Here is a 14,562-nt window from a genome sequence, read left to right on the forward strand (position 1 = left end):
GAAACCGCGGGAAACCGAAGGAGGCCGGAAGCAGGCGCCGGTCGAACGATCCGGGGGCTCACTCCTTGGCGGTGGTCCCGGTGGCCCTCTCGTCGGTGCGGGCCGCCGCCGGTGATTCCTGGAGCCGGGCGACCGTCGCGGCCAACTGCCCACGGAGAGGATGGGGGATCTGCCCTCCCGTGGCGGCGTCGACCAGTTCCTGGGCCACCCGGTACAGCTTGGTGTTCGTGTTCTGGGAGAGCGAGACCAGGACGCTCCAGGCGTCATCGGCGCTCAGACCGAACGAGGCCATCAGGACGCCGCGCGCCATGTCGATGACGGGGCGGGTCCGCATGGCGCGGCGCAGCTGGTCGAGTTCGACCCGCGGATCCTGATGTGCGTCGGCGTCCGTCACGGTCACCAGGTCACCGGCGAGGGCCGGTGTGATCGGCGCGGTGAGCACACGTTCCGTCATGGCAGCCACTCCGTAGGCGTCGGGGCGTCATCACCTCGCCCAGCGTCGTACCGAAGAGGCACACCCGTCAAGAGATACAGGAAATACAGTTCGCCCTTTTGAATGCGTGAATCGAACGCCCTATCTTGGAGGGATGGGTGCCGTACCTGAACCACACAGCGGTTGGACATTCCTCACCAATCACGCACGCGTGCTGGCCGCGATCGCCGACGATCCCGTCACGCGCATCCGGGACATCGCCGCGCGGTGCCGGCTCACCGAGCGCGCCGTGCAGAAGATCGTCGCCGATCTGGAGGAGGGCGGATATCTCTCCCATACGCGACAGGGCCGCTCCAACACCTACCGCATCGAGTCGGGGACCATCCTGCGGCACCCCGCCGAATCGGGGCTGGCGGTGGCGGAACTCCTCACGCTCCTCGTCCAGCACGACGTCGGCCGGGGCGACGGCTCACGGCAGTTGGAGTCGGCCCCACCGCGGGCGGGCGGCGGGCGGACGGACGGCTGACCCGCGCTGAGCCGACCGCTTCGACCTGACCCGACCGGGCCCGGCCGACCGCCTTGAGCTGACCCGACCGGGCCCTCTGACCTGCGGTGCATCCGTCTGACGCGGGCCTGATGGCCTTGTCGGGCGGCGGTTAAGCTGGGGAGCATGGCCTACGAGATTCCGGTGACGCAAGCCCGTGCAGAGCTCGCCGACCTGATCAACCGCGTCGTGTACGGCGGTGAGCGGGTGGTCGTCACCCGGCACGGGAAGCCACTCGTGGCCCTGGTCTCGGCCGCCGACCTGGAACGCCTCGAAGCCCTGGGGCCGGCGGATGCCGAGGCGGACGAGGAGCAGGTGGTCAGCTCCGTCTCGTCGGTGCGCGCGACGCCGTCCCCGTCGTCCGGCGCGGGGGAGCGGCAGCGCTTCGGCATCGCCGCCGAACACCGTCGGCCCAACGCGACCTAGCCGTACGGCGATCGAGCACGCGAAAGGCCGTACGCCCCCGTCCGCTACGGCGGGGGCGTACGGCTGTCTCGGGTGCGGCCACGTCGGGCGACCGCCACTGCTGCGGCCCGGTCAGGCGACCGGCACCGCTTCCCCGGCCGTCGGCGCCTCGTCGCGTGCCGTGGCGGACGGGCGGCGGAGAAGGCCGAGCAGTACGGCCGTCAGGCCGGCCAGGGCCCAGACGGCGAGGGTGACGAGCGGGGCCGTGACGCGCGCCCCGTCGAAGAAGGACACCGAGCGCAGCAGGGTGCCTCCGGCGCCCGGCGGCAGCAACTGGCCGATGAATCCGACCGGTTCGGGCAGCAGCTGCGGCGCGGACGTCACGCCGGAGAACGGGTTGCCGAGCAGCACCATCGTCAGCGCGCCGACCGCGATGCCCGCCGTGCCGAGGAGCGCGGCGCAGCCGGCGACGGTGGCGCTCACCGCGAGGGCCGAGAGCGCCAACACCCCGGCCTCCGCCCACCAGTTGCCCGTCAGGACGCCCAGCCAGCTGTGCGTCAGGGCGGCGGCGATCACACCGACCGCCGCGGCGGTCACCACGAGGGAGGCCGCGGCGCGCAAGCCGCGCAGGCCGAGCGCCGTCACGATCGCACCGGCCGCGACTCCCGCGATCGCCAGCGGCAGCACGCTCGCGCCGAGGGTGGCGCCGCGCGGGTCGGCCTTGGGCGCGGCCACCACGTCGGTCACCGGCACCGCGGCCCCCTCCGGGGCCTGACCGGCCACGGCCTGCTCCAGGAGCTGGGCGACCACGGGGCTCGCCGCCGTCGCGGTCAGCAGCTTCATCCCCTGCGGCGTGACGACGACCGCTCCGTACACGGACCGGTCCTCGATGGCGTCGCGGGCGGCGGTCTCGTCGGCGTACCGGTGGATCTCGAACGCGCCCTTGCGGTGTTCCAACTGGGCCTGGAGGGGAGCGGTCGCCGTGGCGGGTCCCGCGACGCCGAGCGGCAGGTCGCGCGGGGCGGTCCGCGCGGCCGGCCAGGCGAAGGCCCACAGGGCAAGGGCCACGACGGCGGAGACCAGGAGGGCGACCGCCACCATGCGGCGGCCCTGCGGGGGCGGGGTGGTGACGGGCGTGGACATGGGGGGGGCTCCTTCGGGGTGCGCGGGCTGAGGGCGCGGGCTGAATGCGCGTGCTTAGGGCGGGTGCTGAGGGCGCGTGCTGAGGGCGTCGATTTAAAGAGAAGGATCGTTCGTTTTATGGAGTGTCCTCACTGTCCTGCCGGGCGAGTCGCTTGTCAAGAATGAATGTTCGTTTTACTTTGGCTGCATGGCCCGCGTATCCCAGGAGCACCTCGACGCACGCCGCCGCCAGATCCTGGACGGCGCCGCCCTCTGCTTCGCCCGCAACGGCTTCCACGCCACCTCGATGCAGGACGTCCTCAAGGAGGTCGGCCTGTCCGCCGGGGCGGTCTACCGCTACTTCCGCGGCAAGGAGGAGCTGATCGGGGCGATCGTCGGCGAAGTGCTCGCCTTGATCCAGGAGACGTTCGAGGAGGCGGCCAAGGAGACGCCGCCGCCTCCGCCGGACGTCCTGGTCGGCCGCGCGCTGACCCAGGTGCTCGGCCGCAGGCCGGGCGGGCAGGGGGGCGCCCGGGAGGGGGCCGGAGCGGGGGAGTCCTCGTACCTCCCGCGGCTCGTCGTCCAGGTGTGGGCGGAGACGCTGCGCAACAAGGAACTCGCGGACGTCATGAACCAGGGGTACGCCAAGGTGCGCGTGGCCTGGGTGAAGATCGTCGAGGGCTATCAGGCGGCGGGCATGATGCGGGACGACGTCCCGGCCGACCATGTCGCGCGGGTGATGGTCGGCGCGGCCCAGGGGTTCGTCGCGCAACTGGCGCTGTTCGACGAGGTGCCGGTCGAGGCGATGCGGGACGGCCTGCGCGGCCTGATGAGCATGGGCAGCCCGACCGGCTGATGCCGGTGCTGATGCCGGGCTGATGCTCCGTGAGTATGGGGCAGCCCTGCTGATGGTCATGGAGCGGTCAAGCGCTGGTTAACCTCGTTGAAACTCCTCCCAACTAGCCTGCGATGCCACGTCACCAGGGGATTTCGTAACCGGGGTGCGCAAGATCGTGCGCACTGTCTGTGTGTTACATCTATATCCGTCGCGGTGGCCGCGGCAGCCGGACCCCGCACGGTCCGGAGCGAAGGACTGTGAGGTGGGACGCGTGCAACTGACCCCGCACGAGCAGGAGAGACTGCTCATCCATGTGGCCGCGGACGTGGCCGAGAAGCGAAGGGCGCGGGGACTGCTGCTCAACCACCCCGAGGCGATCGCGCTCATCACGTCCCACATTCTCGAAGGCGCCCGGGACGGCCGTACCGTCTCCGAACTCATGTCGTCGGGGCGCAAGGTGCTCACGCGTGACGACGTCATGAGCGGCATCCCCGAGATGATCCACGACGTCCAGGTCGAGGCCACCTTCCCGGACGGCACCAAGCTCGTCACCGTCCACGACCCGATCGTCTGACGGGGGCCGGCCGCATGAGTCCCACACGCCCCGTCGTCCCCGGCGAGATCCTCTTCGCCGACGAGCCCGTCGCCTACAACGTGGGCCGCGAGGTCACCGCCCTCACCGTCCTCAACGCCGCCGACCGCCCCGTCCAGGTCGGCTCCCACTACCACTTCGCCGAGGCCAACCCCGGTCTCGACTTCGACCGTGCCGCCGCGCACGGCAAGCGGCTCAACATCGCCGCCGGCACCGCCGTGCGCTTCGAGCCCGGAATCCCCGTCGACGTCGAACTCGTCCCGCTGGCCGGTCTGCGCATCGTGCCCGGTCTGCGCGGCGAGACCGGAGGTCCCCTCGATGCCTGAGCTGTCCCGTCCCGCGTACGCCGACCTGTTCGGCCCCACCACGGGCGACCGCATCCGGCTCGCCGACACCGACCTCCTCGTCGAGATCGAGGAGGACCGCTCCGGCGGGCCCGGACGCTCCGGCGACGAGTCCGTGTTCGGCGGCGGCAAGGTCATCCGCGAGTCGATGGGGCAGTCGCGTACGACCCGTGCCGAAGGCGCCCCCGACACCGTTGTCACCGGCGCCGTCATCATCGACCACTGGGGCATCGTCAAGGCCGACGTCGGCATCCGCGACGGCCGTGTCACCGGCATCGGCAAATCCGGCAACCCCGACACGATGGACGGCGTGCACCCCGAGCTCGTCATCGGCCCGGAGACCGAGGTCATCGCGGGCAACGGCAAGATCCTCACGGCCGGCGGCATCGACACCCACATCCACTTCATCTCGCCGACCATCGTCGACGAGGCGCTCGCCTCCGGCGTCACCACCCTCATCGGCGGCGGCACCGGACCGGCCGAGGGCAGCAAGGCGACCACCATCACGCCCGGCGCCTGGCACCTTGCGCGGATGTTCGCGGCGATGGAGTCGAGCCCCGTCAACATCGGCTTTCTCGGCAAGGGCAACACGGTCTCCACCGAGTCCATGCACGCCCAGCTGCGCGCCGGGGCCGTCAGCTTCAAGATCCACGAGGACTGGGGCGCGACCCCCGCCACCATCGACGCGTGCCTGAACGTCTGCGAGGACACCGGCGCCCAGCTCGCGGTCCACTCCGACACCCTGAACGAAGCGGGCTTCGTCGACGCCACGTTCGCGGCCGTCGCGGGCCGCACCCTGCACGCCTTCCACGTCGAGGGCGCGGGCGGCGGGCACGCCCCGGACATGATCACGGCGGTGTCGCTGCCGAACATGCTGCCCAGCTCCACCAACCCGACCCGGCCGCACACCGTCAACACCGTCGACGAACACCTCGACATGCTGATGGTCTGCCATCACCTCAACCCGGCGGTCCCCGAGGACCTCGCCTTCGCCGAGTCGCGGATCAGGCCCACCACCATCGGGGCCGAGGACATCCTGCACGACCTCGGTGCCATCTCGATCATGTCGTCGGACTCGCAGGCCATGGGGCGCGTCGGCGAGGTCGTCATGCGGACCTGGCAAACCGCGCACGTGATGAAGCGGCGGCGCGGTTTCCTGCCGGGGGACACCCGCGCGGACAACCGGCGCGCACGTCGCTATGTCGCCAAATACACGATCAACGCGGCGATCGCCCAGGGCGTCGACCACGAGATCGGCTCGGTCGAGAGCGGCAAGCTCGCCGACCTGGTCCTGTGGGACCCGAAGTTCTTCGGCGTGAAGCCCCAACTGGTCATCAAGGGCGGTCAGATCGCGTACGCGCAGATGGGCGACGCCAACGCCTCCATCCCCACGCCGCAGCCGGTCCTCCCGCGGCCCATGTTCGGCGCGCACGGCACGGCGCCGGGGCTCAACTCGTTCAACTTCGTGACGCAGTCGGCCCTGGACGACGGTCTGCCGGAGCGGCTCGGCCTGGCCAAGGAGTTCACCGCGATCCGCTCCACGCGCGGGCGCACGAAGGCGGACATGCGCGAGAACGACGCCCTGCCCAGGGTGGAGGTGGCGCCCGACAGCTTCGCCGTCACCATCGACGGCGAGCTCGTCGAGCCGTCGCCCGCCGCCGAACTGCCGCTCGCGCAGCGGTACTTCCTGTTCTGATGGTGGGCTCGTGTTCTGGTGGTGGTCTCTTGATGAGGGTCCCGACGATGTTTTTCCGTGATGTCTAGGGCCGCGCTGCTGGTCCTGGCCGACGGCCGGTTCCCCGCCGGGGGCCACGCGCACTCCGGCGGGGCCGAGGAGGCCGTCAAGGCGGGGCGGATCACCGGTGCCGCGAACCTGGCGGAGTTCTGCCGGGGGCGGCTGCACACGACGGGGCTCGTGTCCGCCGCCCTGGCCGCGGCCGCCGCGCTCGGGCTGGATCCGCTGGAGCTGGACGAGGCCGCCGACGCGCGGACGCCGTCGGCCGCGCTGCGGGTGGCCGGGCGGCGGCTCGGCCGGCAGATGATGCGGGCCGCGCGCGCCGCGTGGCCCGACCCCGAGCTGGACCGGCTGGCCGCGGCCCGTCCCAAGGGGGCGCACCAGCCCGTCGTCCTCGGTCTCGCCGCGCGGTCGGCGGGGCTGGGGCCGCAGGACGCCGCGTACTGCTCGGCGTACGAGTGCGTCAGCGGACCGGCGACCGCGACCGTGCGGTTGCTGAGCCTTGACCCGTTCGACGCGACGGGTGTGCTGGCTCGGCTGGCCCCCGACCTCGACATGATCGCCCTGGCGGCGGCGGAGGCGGCGCGGCGCGCGGTCGCCGAGGGGATCGACGCGCTGCCCGCGGCGTCCGCGCCGCTGCTGGAGGTCGGGGCGGAGGCGCATGCCGCCTGGCCGGCGCGGTTGTTCGCCTCGTAGGGACGGCTCCTTTTCCCCGGCCTGCCCTGCCCGCACCTGACCCGGTCTGCCCCGGCCCGCGTTGCCCTGGCGCCCCCCGAAACCGAGGCCCCGACCCGAACCCCGAGCCCCGACCCCGTCCGCCGGACGAGCCGCAACGTCCGGCGGGCGTACGGGGCGCACTGAACCGCTGAACGACAGAGGAGTCGCACATGCATCTCGACCACTCCCACGACGAGTCCACCGCCGTGAGCGCCGACGCCCACCGCCCCGACGGACGCCGCCGCGCCCTGCGCATCGGGCTCGGCGGACCCGTCGGGTCAGGCAAGACCGCCACCGTCGCCGCGCTCTGCAAGGAGCTGCGCCAAGAGCGGTCCCTGGCCGTCGTCACGAACGACATCTACACCCGCGAGGACGCCGAGTTCCTGCTGCGCGAGGCCGTGCTCCCGCCCGAGCGGATCACCGCCGTGGAGACCGGCGCGTGCCCGCACACCGCGATCCGCGACGACATCTCCGCCAACCTGGAGGCCGTGGAGGACCTGGAGGACGAGGTCGGCCCGCTGGACCTGATCCTCGTGGAGTCCGGCGGTGACAACCTCACCGCCACCTTCTCCAAGGGCTTGGTCGACGCACAGATCTTCGTGATCGACGTCGCGGGCGGCGACGACATCCCGCGCAAGGGCGGGCCCGGCGTCAGCACCGCCGACCTCCTGGTGGTCAACAAGACCGACCTCGCCCCGCACGTCGGTTCCGACCTCGCCCGGATGGCCGCGGACGCCAAGGCCCAGCGCGCCGAACTGCCGGTCATCTTCCAGTCGCTGCGCTCGGCCGAGGGCGTCGGCCCCGTCGCCGCCTGGGTGCGCGCCCAGTACGCCGCCTGGACCGCGTCCGCATGAGCACGCAGACCGTCCCCGCATCGGGGGTGCGCGGCCTCGCGCGGATCACCGCGCGAGGCGACGGGCGGGGCGGGACCGTCTTGCCCGTGCTCGACGGGGAGGGGCAGCTGGCCCCGCGCCGCACCCGGTCCTCCGGACGGGGCGCCACCGTGACCCTCGTCGGGGCGATGAGCGGCCCCCTCGGGGGCGACCACCTCACGGTCGAGGCGGCGGCCCACGACGGGGCCCGGCTGCACGTCGGCTCGGCCGCCGCCACGCTCGCCCTGCCGGGACAGGCGAAGGAGCCGGCGCGCTACGACGTACGGCTCACGGTCGGCGAGGACGCGGAACTGCTCTGGCTGCCGGAGCAGTTGATCTCCGTACGGGACAGTGATCTGCGGGTGACCACGCGGGCCGAGCTCGCCGGGAGCGCGAGGCTGGTGCTGCGGGAGGAGCAGGTGCTCGGCCGGACCGGGGAGGACCCGGGGCGCCTCACCAGCCGCCTCACCGTGCGCCGAGCCGGTCGCCTCCTCCTCGACCAGGAGCTGTCCTGCGGACCCGGAGCACCCGGCGGCTGGGACGGCCCGGCCGTCCTGGCGGGACACCGGGCCCTAGGGCAACTCGTCGTCGTGCGCCCGGACTTCGAGAAGAACCTGCCCGAGCCCACCGTCCTTGGCCCATCGGCCGCACTCACCCCACTGGCCGGCCCCGCCGTGCTCGTCACCGCAGTGGCCCCCGACGCACTGCGGGTCCGCCGCGTCCTGGACGAGGCACTGCGCAGACTGGCGTGAAGATGGCATGGTCCGGCTGCGCGGATGGGCCGTTGTCGGCGCGCTCGGGCAGACACTCATCCTGCTAGGCGGCGATGGCGAGCAAGTGCTGAGAACCCGCCTGGCCGGGGTGTGTCTGCTGTGCCTCTGACTTGCCTGTGCATGTTGCCCTGACCGGCTGGCAGAGAATCTTCCGGCGTTTTCGGAAGGGCCCCATGGACCTCGGCCATCACTGCTTTGAGTTGTGAACGCTCGACTTCTTCGTCCCGAATGAGCTGGGGGTGCTGTTCGTGGTCGTCGTGGTCATGGGACCTCCGCGGGATGGGGGACGATTCATCACGGCTTCCACCACGCCTTCCAGGGACGGGTGATGATCTCCCGGTAGGTGTGGTGCGTCGGATTGCGGCCGCCGTGCGCGAGCACCCAGTCCTGCGGTACCGAAAAGTCGGTGTCCACCGGCGAGGTCTCGCCGCACACAGCGCACTGCATCGCATGGCTGGTCGGCTCGGCGTCCGGCTCACGGTCGGGCTGGAGCGTCCACTGCTGGTGGCGTAGGACAGCGCGGGCGTTCATCGGCTCGCCTCGGCCGCCGGGCAGCTCTGTTCGGCTGCCGCGAGGGCGGTCGCGAGGTTTGCCGGGTCCGTGAACGCGGGTCCGTCGTAAGGCCCGACCACCCACTGCACCGTTCCGTGCCAGCCTGGTGGGACCAGCACGACCCAGGAACCGGAGCCGAGCGCCCGTGTCCCCTCCCGCTGCCACTCCCGTGTGGTTCCGGGCGGGGTGAGGAAGTAGATCCGTCTACTGCCGCGGTCATGCAGCACGGGGCCTACTGCTGTTTCGGCAGCCCGCAGGAGACGCAGGGTCAGCATCCCGAGGGCGGCCTCCATACGGATGGCGTCCCAGTCCTGGCCCGCGGCAACCGGCCTCGGCCCGAGCAGCCGTCCCGCCCGGGACGGTGAGGCAAGTGTGGACTGTCCGGGACGCGTGCTCATGGAGTTCCCCTCGGTCGGCCAGCTGCTGTCCCGGGCGGCGGGCGATCTCCCAGGGCGCTCACTCAGCGTCGGGCCGAAGCGGCATTTCCGATATGACCGGCGGGTGTTACCGAGTGGGGAATACACTCGGTGCCCACCTCGTAACAGACTTGATCGCGCCTGAGATCACCGGAAGCCGGCCCGCATGGACGCCACCACCCCCGGCCCGCTCGACTCGGACCTCCTCGACCGCGAGGACGTTCGCCGCGCCCTGGCGGAGCATGACTTCGCCGCCGCTTTCGCCCTGATCAAGAAGTACGGTGGCCTGTCCCAGAACCGCATCGCCTCCGCCTGCCGCCTCACTCCGGGTAAGGTCTCCACGATCATCAGCGGGAACCAGCAGGTCACCAGCGTCGACGTCATTCGCCGGATCTCCGACGGACTGCGCATCCCCGGCCATCTCCTCGGACTCGCGCCCCGCTCATGGGAAGCCGAGCCGGTCGCCGTACCGCCGCAGGAGCACTCCGGTGGACAGCTGGGGACGGCAGAGATCCCGTGGCAACCGGCCGCTACGGTGGGACTGGCCGTTGACCTGACGAGGAGTGATCTCGTGATGGACCGACGCGCGGTCACCCGCGCTCTTGCCAGCGCCGCAGTGTCAGGTGCGGCCCTCCTCGACCCCCTGGAAGGCTGGCTACGGCCCCCGGCGCGGTCCGCTTCGCCCCGCCGACGGGGACGTCTCGGCGTAGGCGAGGTGGGCGAACTGGATTCGACGGCTCGCGCATTCCGTGCCTGGGATCACCGCTACGGCGGGGGCCTGCGCCGCAAGGCGGTGCTAGGGCAGCTCAGCGAGGTCGCCGCCCACCTCGACGAGCACCAAGCGCCGCACGTGGAACAACGCCTCTATCAGGTCATGGCCCAACTCGCCGGTACCGCAGCCACCATGGCATGGGACTCCGGCCTCCAGCGCGGCGCACAGAACTACTACCTCCTCGCCTTACGCGCCTCGCACGCCGCACACGACACGGTCTTCGGCGCCAACGTCCTGGCCGGCATGGCCCGACAGATGCTCTACCGAGACAAGCCCCAGGACGCACTCGAACTCGTCCGGCTCGCACAGGACGGCTCCCGCGATACCGCTGGTCCTCGCGTCCGCGCCATGCTCCACACCCGCGAAGCCTGGGCTCTGTCTGCCATGGGGCGCACCGCCGCCTTTCAGCGGGCGACCGCGCAGGCAGCGGACTGCCTGGCTTCGGCCCGCCCGGGCGACGAGCCCTTCTGGATCGACTACTTCGACGAGGCCGAGCTGGCCGGCGTCACCGGCGGACGCCTGCTCGACCTCGCTCGCCAAGACCCCAGAGCACACGCGGGGACAGCGGCCAGCGAGATCCGACGAGCGCTGAACAGTCGTGGATCCGAGGCCGGCCGCAGCCACGCACTCGACCGTATCGGCCTCGCCGAATGCCACTTCCTCCTCGGCGACCTGACCGTAGCCGTCGAGGAAGTCGACCGTGCGGTGGAAGCGGCCCGCTCTACCAGGTCGAACCGGGTACACGCCCAACTCGGCCAGCTCTACCCGTATACCGTCGGCCACAGCGCGTCCCGGCCGGTCCGGGAAGCCCGCGATAAGATCCGCGATCTGCTGTCGAACTAACCTCGGGGAGGAAGAACCGTGACGACCATCGCGGTGACCGGACACATGGACCTGACCGAGGACAGCGTGCCCCTGGTCCGCGACGCCCTCGACCACCTCCTCAAGCGTCACACCGACACCGAACTCGTCGGCGTTTCCTGCATCGCAAAGGGCTCAGACTCCCTGTTCGCCGAGGCCGTACTCGCGGCCGGCGGACGCTTGGTCGTCGTCATCCCCTCCCAGGACTACCGGCAGCGGAAGGTCAAGGCCGACCACGCCCCGCTCTTCGACCGGCTCGTCGAAGCCGCCTGCGAAGTGTTGGTCGTGGACCACGAAACGGCCGACCGCGCCGCATACGAGGCCGCCAACGCCGTACTCCTGGAACGCGCCGACCGCCTGGTAGCCGTGTGGAACGGCGAGCCTCCCTCCGGCAAGGGCGGCGGTACGGCCGATGTCGTCATCGAAGCGCGCGAAGCGGGAGTCCCCGTCGACGTGGTCTGGCCCCACGGGGCCGCCCGTAAGGCATGAGTACCTGACTCAGCAGCGAGGGCTGTACGAGGCCCTTTGAGCCGCCGCCGGAGCTGGCGCAGGGGGGCGCGGTCGTTACCGGCCGTGTCCGGTTGTCGAGCCGCTGCGTGGTGCGCCGGGGACATCGCCACGCTTGCCCGTTTACTCGGAATGCTCCTTGCACTGAGGCGTTCGAGGCGCCAGATCAGAACGCGCGCAGGGAGATGGGCACCGCCGAGCCGACCCAAAAGAAGCCCTTTCTCTACGTCGTCGTGTGTGCCTCCGGGATCGCAGGCGACGTCGGCAAGCTGATCACCGCGGCCCAGGAGGCGAATGGGACGTGGGCGTCGTCGCCACCCCGCAGGGCCTTGGCTTCATAGACGCCGAGGCGATCGAGGCACAGACCGGCTACCCGATCCGCTCAGCCTGGCGCCTCCCCGGGGACCCGAGCCCGCTGCCCCCGTCGGAGGCCATCGCGGTGGCTCCGGCCACCTTCAACACGATCAACAAGTGGGCGGCAGGGATCTCCGACACCTTGGCGCTGGGCATTCTGTGTGAGGCGTACGGCATGGGTATCCCGATCGCCGCGTGCCCGTATCTGAACGCGGCGCAGGCCGCCCACCCCGCGTACGCACGCAGCCTCGACGTGCTCCGCGAGATGGGCGTCCTGATCGGCTCCTACGAGCCCCACAAGCCGAAGGCCGGAGGCGGTGCCGACCGCTATCGCTGGGATGAAGCGCTGGATCGGACGAGGCGGAGGAGCCTTGGTCCCGCATGCCCTTCTTACCTGGACAAACCGCTCACCGGTTCCAGCAACCCGGTTATCGGATTGGTAAAGAAACACCTGCTCCGTCTGTCGCACTGAACCGGTTGACCGACAGGATCCTCCTACTGTTCGAAATTCGACAGGGAAATCGACAGGGGGAGGAACCAGTTGAGACGCACCACAGCATTCGGCGCAGCCGGCACGCTGATCACGGGCTCGCTCATAGCGGGCGCGATCATGGCGCCGGTCGCCAATGCCGAGGCCCGGCAGGGCAGCGGCAGCGCTGACGCCCGCCAGCGGACCAGCTCCGAGGCGCGCGGTGTCGCGCTCGCCGCGCAGCGTGCCGCCAAGGCCGGCATCGACTGGCAGGCATGCCCCGCCGACTGGGGTCTGGAGAAGGCCGTCACGTGCGGCTGGGTGACCGTCCCGGTCGATTACGCCAAGCCCAACGGCAAGAAGATCAAGCTCGCCGTGGACCACATCGGCAACACCGGGACGAAGAAGGAGCGCCAGGGCGCGCTCGTCTACAACCCCGGCGGCCCCGGTGGTTCCGGGCTCCGCTTCCCCAACCGCGTGGCCACGAAGGCCAAGCTCTGGGAGAAGACGGCCAAGGCCTACGACTTCGTGGGCTTCGACCCCCGCGGTGTCGGCCGCTCGGCGCCCATCTCCTGCGTCGACCCGCAGGAGTTCGTCAAGGCACCCAAGCTCGACCCGGTGCCCGACTCCGAGGCGGACAAGCGCGCCCAGCGCAAGCTCGCCGCCGAGTACGCGGACGGCTGCGCCGAGCGCAGCGGCGACATGCTGCCGCACATGACGACGCCGAACACCGCACGCGACCTGGACGTCATCCGGGCCGCGCTCGGCGAGAAGAAGCTGAACTTCCTCGGCGTCTCCTACGGCACCTACCTCGGCGCGGTCTACGGGACGCTGTTCCCCTCGCACGTGCGCCGCATGGTCGTCGACTCGGTGGTCAACCCCTCGAAGAAGAAGATCTGGTACGAGGCCAACCTCGACCAGGACGTCGCCTTCGAGATCCGCCTCAAGGACTGGATGACGTGGGTCGCCAAGTACGACGCCACCTTCCACCTCGGGGACACCGCGGACAAGGTCGCCAAGAACTGGGACAAGCTGCGCGCCGCGGCGAAGAAGGAGCCGCTGGGCGGAGTCGTCGGCCCCGCCGAGCTCATCGCCTACTTCCAGAGCGCTCCGTACTACGACTCCGCCTGGGTCGGGATCGCGACGAACTTCGGCAAGTACGTCGCCGGTGACCCCAAGCCGCTGATCGAGGCCGCTAGCCCCGACCTGTCGGACACCGCGGGCAACATCGCCTCGGAGAACGGCAACGCCGTCTACACGGCCGTCGAGTGCGCGGACGCCAAGTGGCCCACCAGCTGGAAGAAGTGGGACCGCGACAACACCCGCATCCACCGCGACAACCCGTTCATGACGTGGGCCAACGCCTGGATGAACCTGCCCTGCGCGACCTGGTCGAGCAAGCAGCACGAGCCCGTCGAGGTCAAGACCGGCAAGGGCCTGCCGCCCGTGCTGATCGCGCAGTCGACCCGCGACGCGGCCACGCCGTACGAGGGTGCCGTCGAGCTGCACAAGCGCTTCAAGGGCTCGCGCCTGATCACGGAGAAGGACGCCGGCTCGCACGGCATCACGAACCTGGTCAACCCGTGCCTCAACGAGCGTGTCGACACCTACCTGCTGACCGGCAAGGTGGACGGCAAGGACGTGACGTGCGCGCCGCACGCCACGCCCAAGCCGTAGCAACACACCGCTAGGCATCTCGGCAAGGGGCGACCGGACTTCCCGGCCGCCCCTTCGCCATGCTGCTCGCTACGCCGCTTCCTGCGCGATCGCGGCCCTGCGCGGCTCCGCGATCGCCTCGTAGTCCGCGGTCCGCAGCGCCAGCGAACGGTCGAGCCGCGCCGCGTTGAAGAACAGCTCGTCCTGCGCGAGCAGCGCCGGGTCCACGACCAGTTCGAGCTCGGGGTCGAAGGAGAACGGCAGGATCGTGCCGCTCCCGCTGCCCGCGAGCCGCTCGGCCGCCTCCTGCGTGGCGAAGCCCGCGTACGTCCCGCCCAGGAGCTGCTTGACGGCGTTCAGGTCCACGCGGCGGTCACCGGGGACCACCGCGAGCACGTACCGCTTGGTCTTCTTGCCGATCTTCACCATCACCACGATGCATTTGGCGGCCTGCTGCAAGGTGTTGCCCCGCAGCGCGCTCACCGCCTCCGTGGCGCCCTCCTCCGCGTGCTCGATGACGCGGTACGCCGCGCCCCGCTCGTCAAGCAGCCCGATCAGCTTGGTGTACAGGCTGTGCTCGTTCATACGGTTCTTCTCCCC

At 70.8% G+C, this 14,562-nt stretch carries 17 protein-coding genes and 1 pseudogene; 13 read left to right on the forward strand and 5 right to left on the reverse strand.

What is annotated here, in order from left to right:
• Positions 1–58: 58 nt before the first annotated feature.
• Positions 59–454: an ANTAR domain-containing protein gene (locus tag QBL25_RS37055; RefSeq protein ID WP_409061331.1), complete on the reverse strand. Its 396-nt coding sequence runs from the start codon at positions 452–454 to the stop codon at positions 59–61.
• A gap of 133 nt (positions 455–587) precedes the next feature.
• On the opposite strand from QBL25_RS37055, the gene QBL25_RS37060 reads away from it, so the two are divergent.
• Together QBL25_RS37060 and QBL25_RS37065 are read left to right on the forward strand one after the other, a co-directional pair.
• Positions 588–959 carry a helix-turn-helix transcriptional regulator gene (locus tag QBL25_RS37060; RefSeq protein ID WP_409061332.1) on the forward strand — a complete coding sequence of 124 codons (372 nt, stop codon included), beginning with the start codon at positions 588–590 and terminating at the stop codon, positions 957–959.
• A 144-nt stretch (positions 960–1,103) separates the two neighbouring features.
• Entirely contained in the window at positions 1,104–1,403 is a 300-nt protein-coding gene (locus QBL25_RS37065) for a type II toxin-antitoxin system Phd/YefM family antitoxin (protein ID WP_409061333.1), read from the forward strand.
• 111 nt (positions 1,404–1,514) lie between these two features.
• On the opposite strand, the gene QBL25_RS37070 is transcribed toward QBL25_RS37065, so the two are convergent.
• The gene (locus QBL25_RS37070) at positions 1,515–2,525 is read right to left on the reverse strand and encodes an ABC transporter permease (RefSeq protein WP_409061334.1); all 1,011 of its coding nucleotides are present in this window, start codon (positions 2,523–2,525) and stop codon (positions 1,515–1,517) included.
• A gap of 187 nt (positions 2,526–2,712) precedes the next feature.
• Between QBL25_RS37070 and QBL25_RS37075 the strand changes: the two genes are divergently transcribed.
• From QBL25_RS37075 to QBL25_RS37105, 7 genes are all read left to right on the forward strand, one after another.
• A complete protein-coding gene (locus QBL25_RS37075) occupies positions 2,713–3,360 on the forward strand; it encodes a TetR/AcrR family transcriptional regulator (RefSeq protein WP_409061335.1) in 648 nt (215 codons plus the stop codon).
• A 253-nt stretch (positions 3,361–3,613) separates the two neighbouring features.
• Positions 3,614–3,916, forward strand: coding sequence for an urease subunit gamma (locus QBL25_RS37080; protein ID WP_361831764.1), 303 nt, complete (start codon positions 3,614–3,616; stop codon positions 3,914–3,916).
• A gap of 14 nt (positions 3,917–3,930) precedes the next feature.
• On the forward strand, positions 3,931–4,260 hold the full coding sequence (locus QBL25_RS37085; protein WP_409061336.1) for an urease subunit beta: 330 nt from the start codon (positions 3,931–3,933) through the stop codon (positions 4,258–4,260).
• Entirely contained in the window at positions 4,253–5,974 is a 1,722-nt protein-coding gene (locus tag QBL25_RS37090; protein ID WP_409061337.1) for an urease subunit alpha, read from the forward strand. The genes QBL25_RS37085 and QBL25_RS37090 overlap by 8 nt, the downstream gene beginning before the upstream one ends.
• A 60-nt stretch (positions 5,975–6,034) precedes the next feature.
• Complete coding sequence (locus tag QBL25_RS37095; RefSeq protein WP_409061338.1) at positions 6,035–6,709, forward strand: urease accessory protein UreF; 675 nt, start codon at positions 6,035–6,037, stop codon at positions 6,707–6,709.
• A gap of 191 nt (positions 6,710–6,900) precedes the next feature.
• Complete coding sequence (ureG, locus tag QBL25_RS37100; protein WP_409061339.1) at positions 6,901–7,584, forward strand: urease accessory protein UreG; 684 nt, start codon at positions 6,901–6,903, stop codon at positions 7,582–7,584.
• Positions 7,581–8,354, forward strand: a complete 774-nt coding sequence (locus QBL25_RS37105) for an urease accessory protein UreD (protein ID WP_409061340.1) — start codon at positions 7,581–7,583, stop codon at positions 8,352–8,354. The genes ureG and QBL25_RS37105 overlap by 4 nt, the downstream gene beginning before the upstream one ends.
• Positions 8,355–8,669: 315 nt before the next feature.
• Here QBL25_RS37105 and QBL25_RS37110 read toward each other — a convergent pair whose 3' ends face one another.
• Positions 8,670–8,906 carry a hypothetical protein gene (locus QBL25_RS37110; RefSeq protein WP_409061341.1) on the reverse strand — a complete coding sequence of 79 codons (237 nt, stop codon included), beginning with the start codon at positions 8,904–8,906 and terminating at the stop codon, positions 8,670–8,672.
• On the reverse strand, positions 8,903–9,325 hold the full coding sequence (locus tag QBL25_RS37115) for a hypothetical protein (RefSeq protein WP_409061342.1): 423 nt from the start codon (positions 9,323–9,325) through the stop codon (positions 8,903–8,905). The genes QBL25_RS37110 and QBL25_RS37115 overlap by 4 nt, the downstream gene beginning before the upstream one ends.
• A gap of 184 nt (positions 9,326–9,509) precedes the next feature.
• On the opposite strand from QBL25_RS37115, the gene QBL25_RS37120 reads away from it, so the two are divergent.
• The 4 genes and pseudogenes from QBL25_RS37120 to QBL25_RS37135 all read left to right on the forward strand — a co-directional run bounded on the left by QBL25_RS37120 (position 9,510) and on the right by QBL25_RS37135 (position 13,983).
• Positions 9,510–10,958 carry a hypothetical protein gene (locus QBL25_RS37120; protein ID WP_409061343.1) on the forward strand — a complete coding sequence of 483 codons (1,449 nt, stop codon included), beginning with the start codon at positions 9,510–9,512 and terminating at the stop codon, positions 10,956–10,958.
• A gap of 18 nt (positions 10,959–10,976) precedes the next feature.
• The gene (locus QBL25_RS37125) at positions 10,977–11,465 is read left to right on the forward strand and encodes a hypothetical protein (RefSeq protein ID WP_409061344.1); all 489 of its coding nucleotides are present in this window, start codon (positions 10,977–10,979) and stop codon (positions 11,463–11,465) included.
• A 203-nt stretch (positions 11,466–11,668) separates the two neighbouring features.
• A pseudogene (locus QBL25_RS37130) lies at positions 11,669–12,309 on the forward strand (flavoprotein).
• Positions 12,310–12,378: 69 nt separating this feature from the next.
• Complete coding sequence (locus tag QBL25_RS37135; protein ID WP_409061345.1) at positions 12,379–13,983, forward strand: alpha/beta hydrolase; 1,605 nt, start codon at positions 12,379–12,381, stop codon at positions 13,981–13,983.
• Between the two features lie 69 nt (positions 13,984–14,052).
• On the opposite strand, the gene QBL25_RS37140 is transcribed toward QBL25_RS37135, so the two are convergent.
• Positions 14,053–14,547: a YbaK/EbsC family protein gene (locus QBL25_RS37140; RefSeq protein WP_409061346.1), complete on the reverse strand. Its 495-nt coding sequence runs from the start codon at positions 14,545–14,547 to the stop codon at positions 14,053–14,055.
• Positions 14,548–14,562: the final 15 nt, after the last annotated feature.

It is taken from the genome of Streptomyces sp. SYP-A7185, assembly GCF_046103685.1.
Classification (GTDB): domain Bacteria; phylum Actinomycetota; class Actinomycetes; order Streptomycetales; family Streptomycetaceae; genus Streptomyces.

Excerpts from the sequence above, each read along its gene's own strand:
- QBL25_RS37070 (WP_409061334.1), bottom strand. The coding sequence starts at position 2,525 with ATGTCCACGCCCGTCACCACCCCGCCCCCGCAGGGCCGCCGCATGGTG.
- QBL25_RS37110 (WP_409061341.1), bottom strand. The coding sequence starts at position 8,906 with ATGAACGCCCGCGCTGTCCTACGCCACCAGCAGTGGACGCTCCAGCCC.
- QBL25_RS37090 (WP_409061337.1), top strand. The coding sequence starts at position 4,253 with ATGCCTGAGCTGTCCCGTCCCGCGTACGCCGACCTGTTCGGCCCCACC.
- QBL25_RS37105 (WP_409061340.1), top strand. The coding sequence starts at position 7,581 with ATGAGCACGCAGACCGTCCCCGCATCGGGGGTGCGCGGCCTCGCGCGG.
- QBL25_RS37075 (WP_409061335.1), top strand. The coding sequence starts at position 2,713 with ATGGCCCGCGTATCCCAGGAGCACCTCGACGCACGCCGCCGCCAGATC.
- QBL25_RS37115 (WP_409061342.1), bottom strand. The coding sequence starts at position 9,325 with ATGAGCACGCGTCCCGGACAGTCCACACTTGCCTCACCGTCCCGGGCG.
- ureG (WP_409061339.1), top strand. The coding sequence starts at position 6,901 with ATGCATCTCGACCACTCCCACGACGAGTCCACCGCCGTGAGCGCCGAC.
- QBL25_RS37120 (WP_409061343.1), top strand. The coding sequence starts at position 9,510 with ATGGACGCCACCACCCCCGGCCCGCTCGACTCGGACCTCCTCGACCGC.
- QBL25_RS37065 (WP_409061333.1), top strand. The coding sequence starts at position 1,104 with ATGGCCTACGAGATTCCGGTGACGCAAGCCCGTGCAGAGCTCGCCGAC.
- QBL25_RS37085 (WP_409061336.1), top strand. The coding sequence starts at position 3,931 with ATGAGTCCCACACGCCCCGTCGTCCCCGGCGAGATCCTCTTCGCCGAC.
- QBL25_RS37060 (WP_409061332.1), top strand. The coding sequence starts at position 588 with ATGGGTGCCGTACCTGAACCACACAGCGGTTGGACATTCCTCACCAAT.
- QBL25_RS37140 (WP_409061346.1), bottom strand. The coding sequence starts at position 14,547 with ATGAACGAGCACAGCCTGTACACCAAGCTGATCGGGCTGCTTGACGAG.
- QBL25_RS37095 (WP_409061338.1), top strand. The coding sequence starts at position 6,035 with ATGTCTAGGGCCGCGCTGCTGGTCCTGGCCGACGGCCGGTTCCCCGCC.
- QBL25_RS37055 (WP_409061331.1), bottom strand. The coding sequence starts at position 454 with ATGACGGAACGTGTGCTCACCGCGCCGATCACACCGGCCCTCGCCGGT.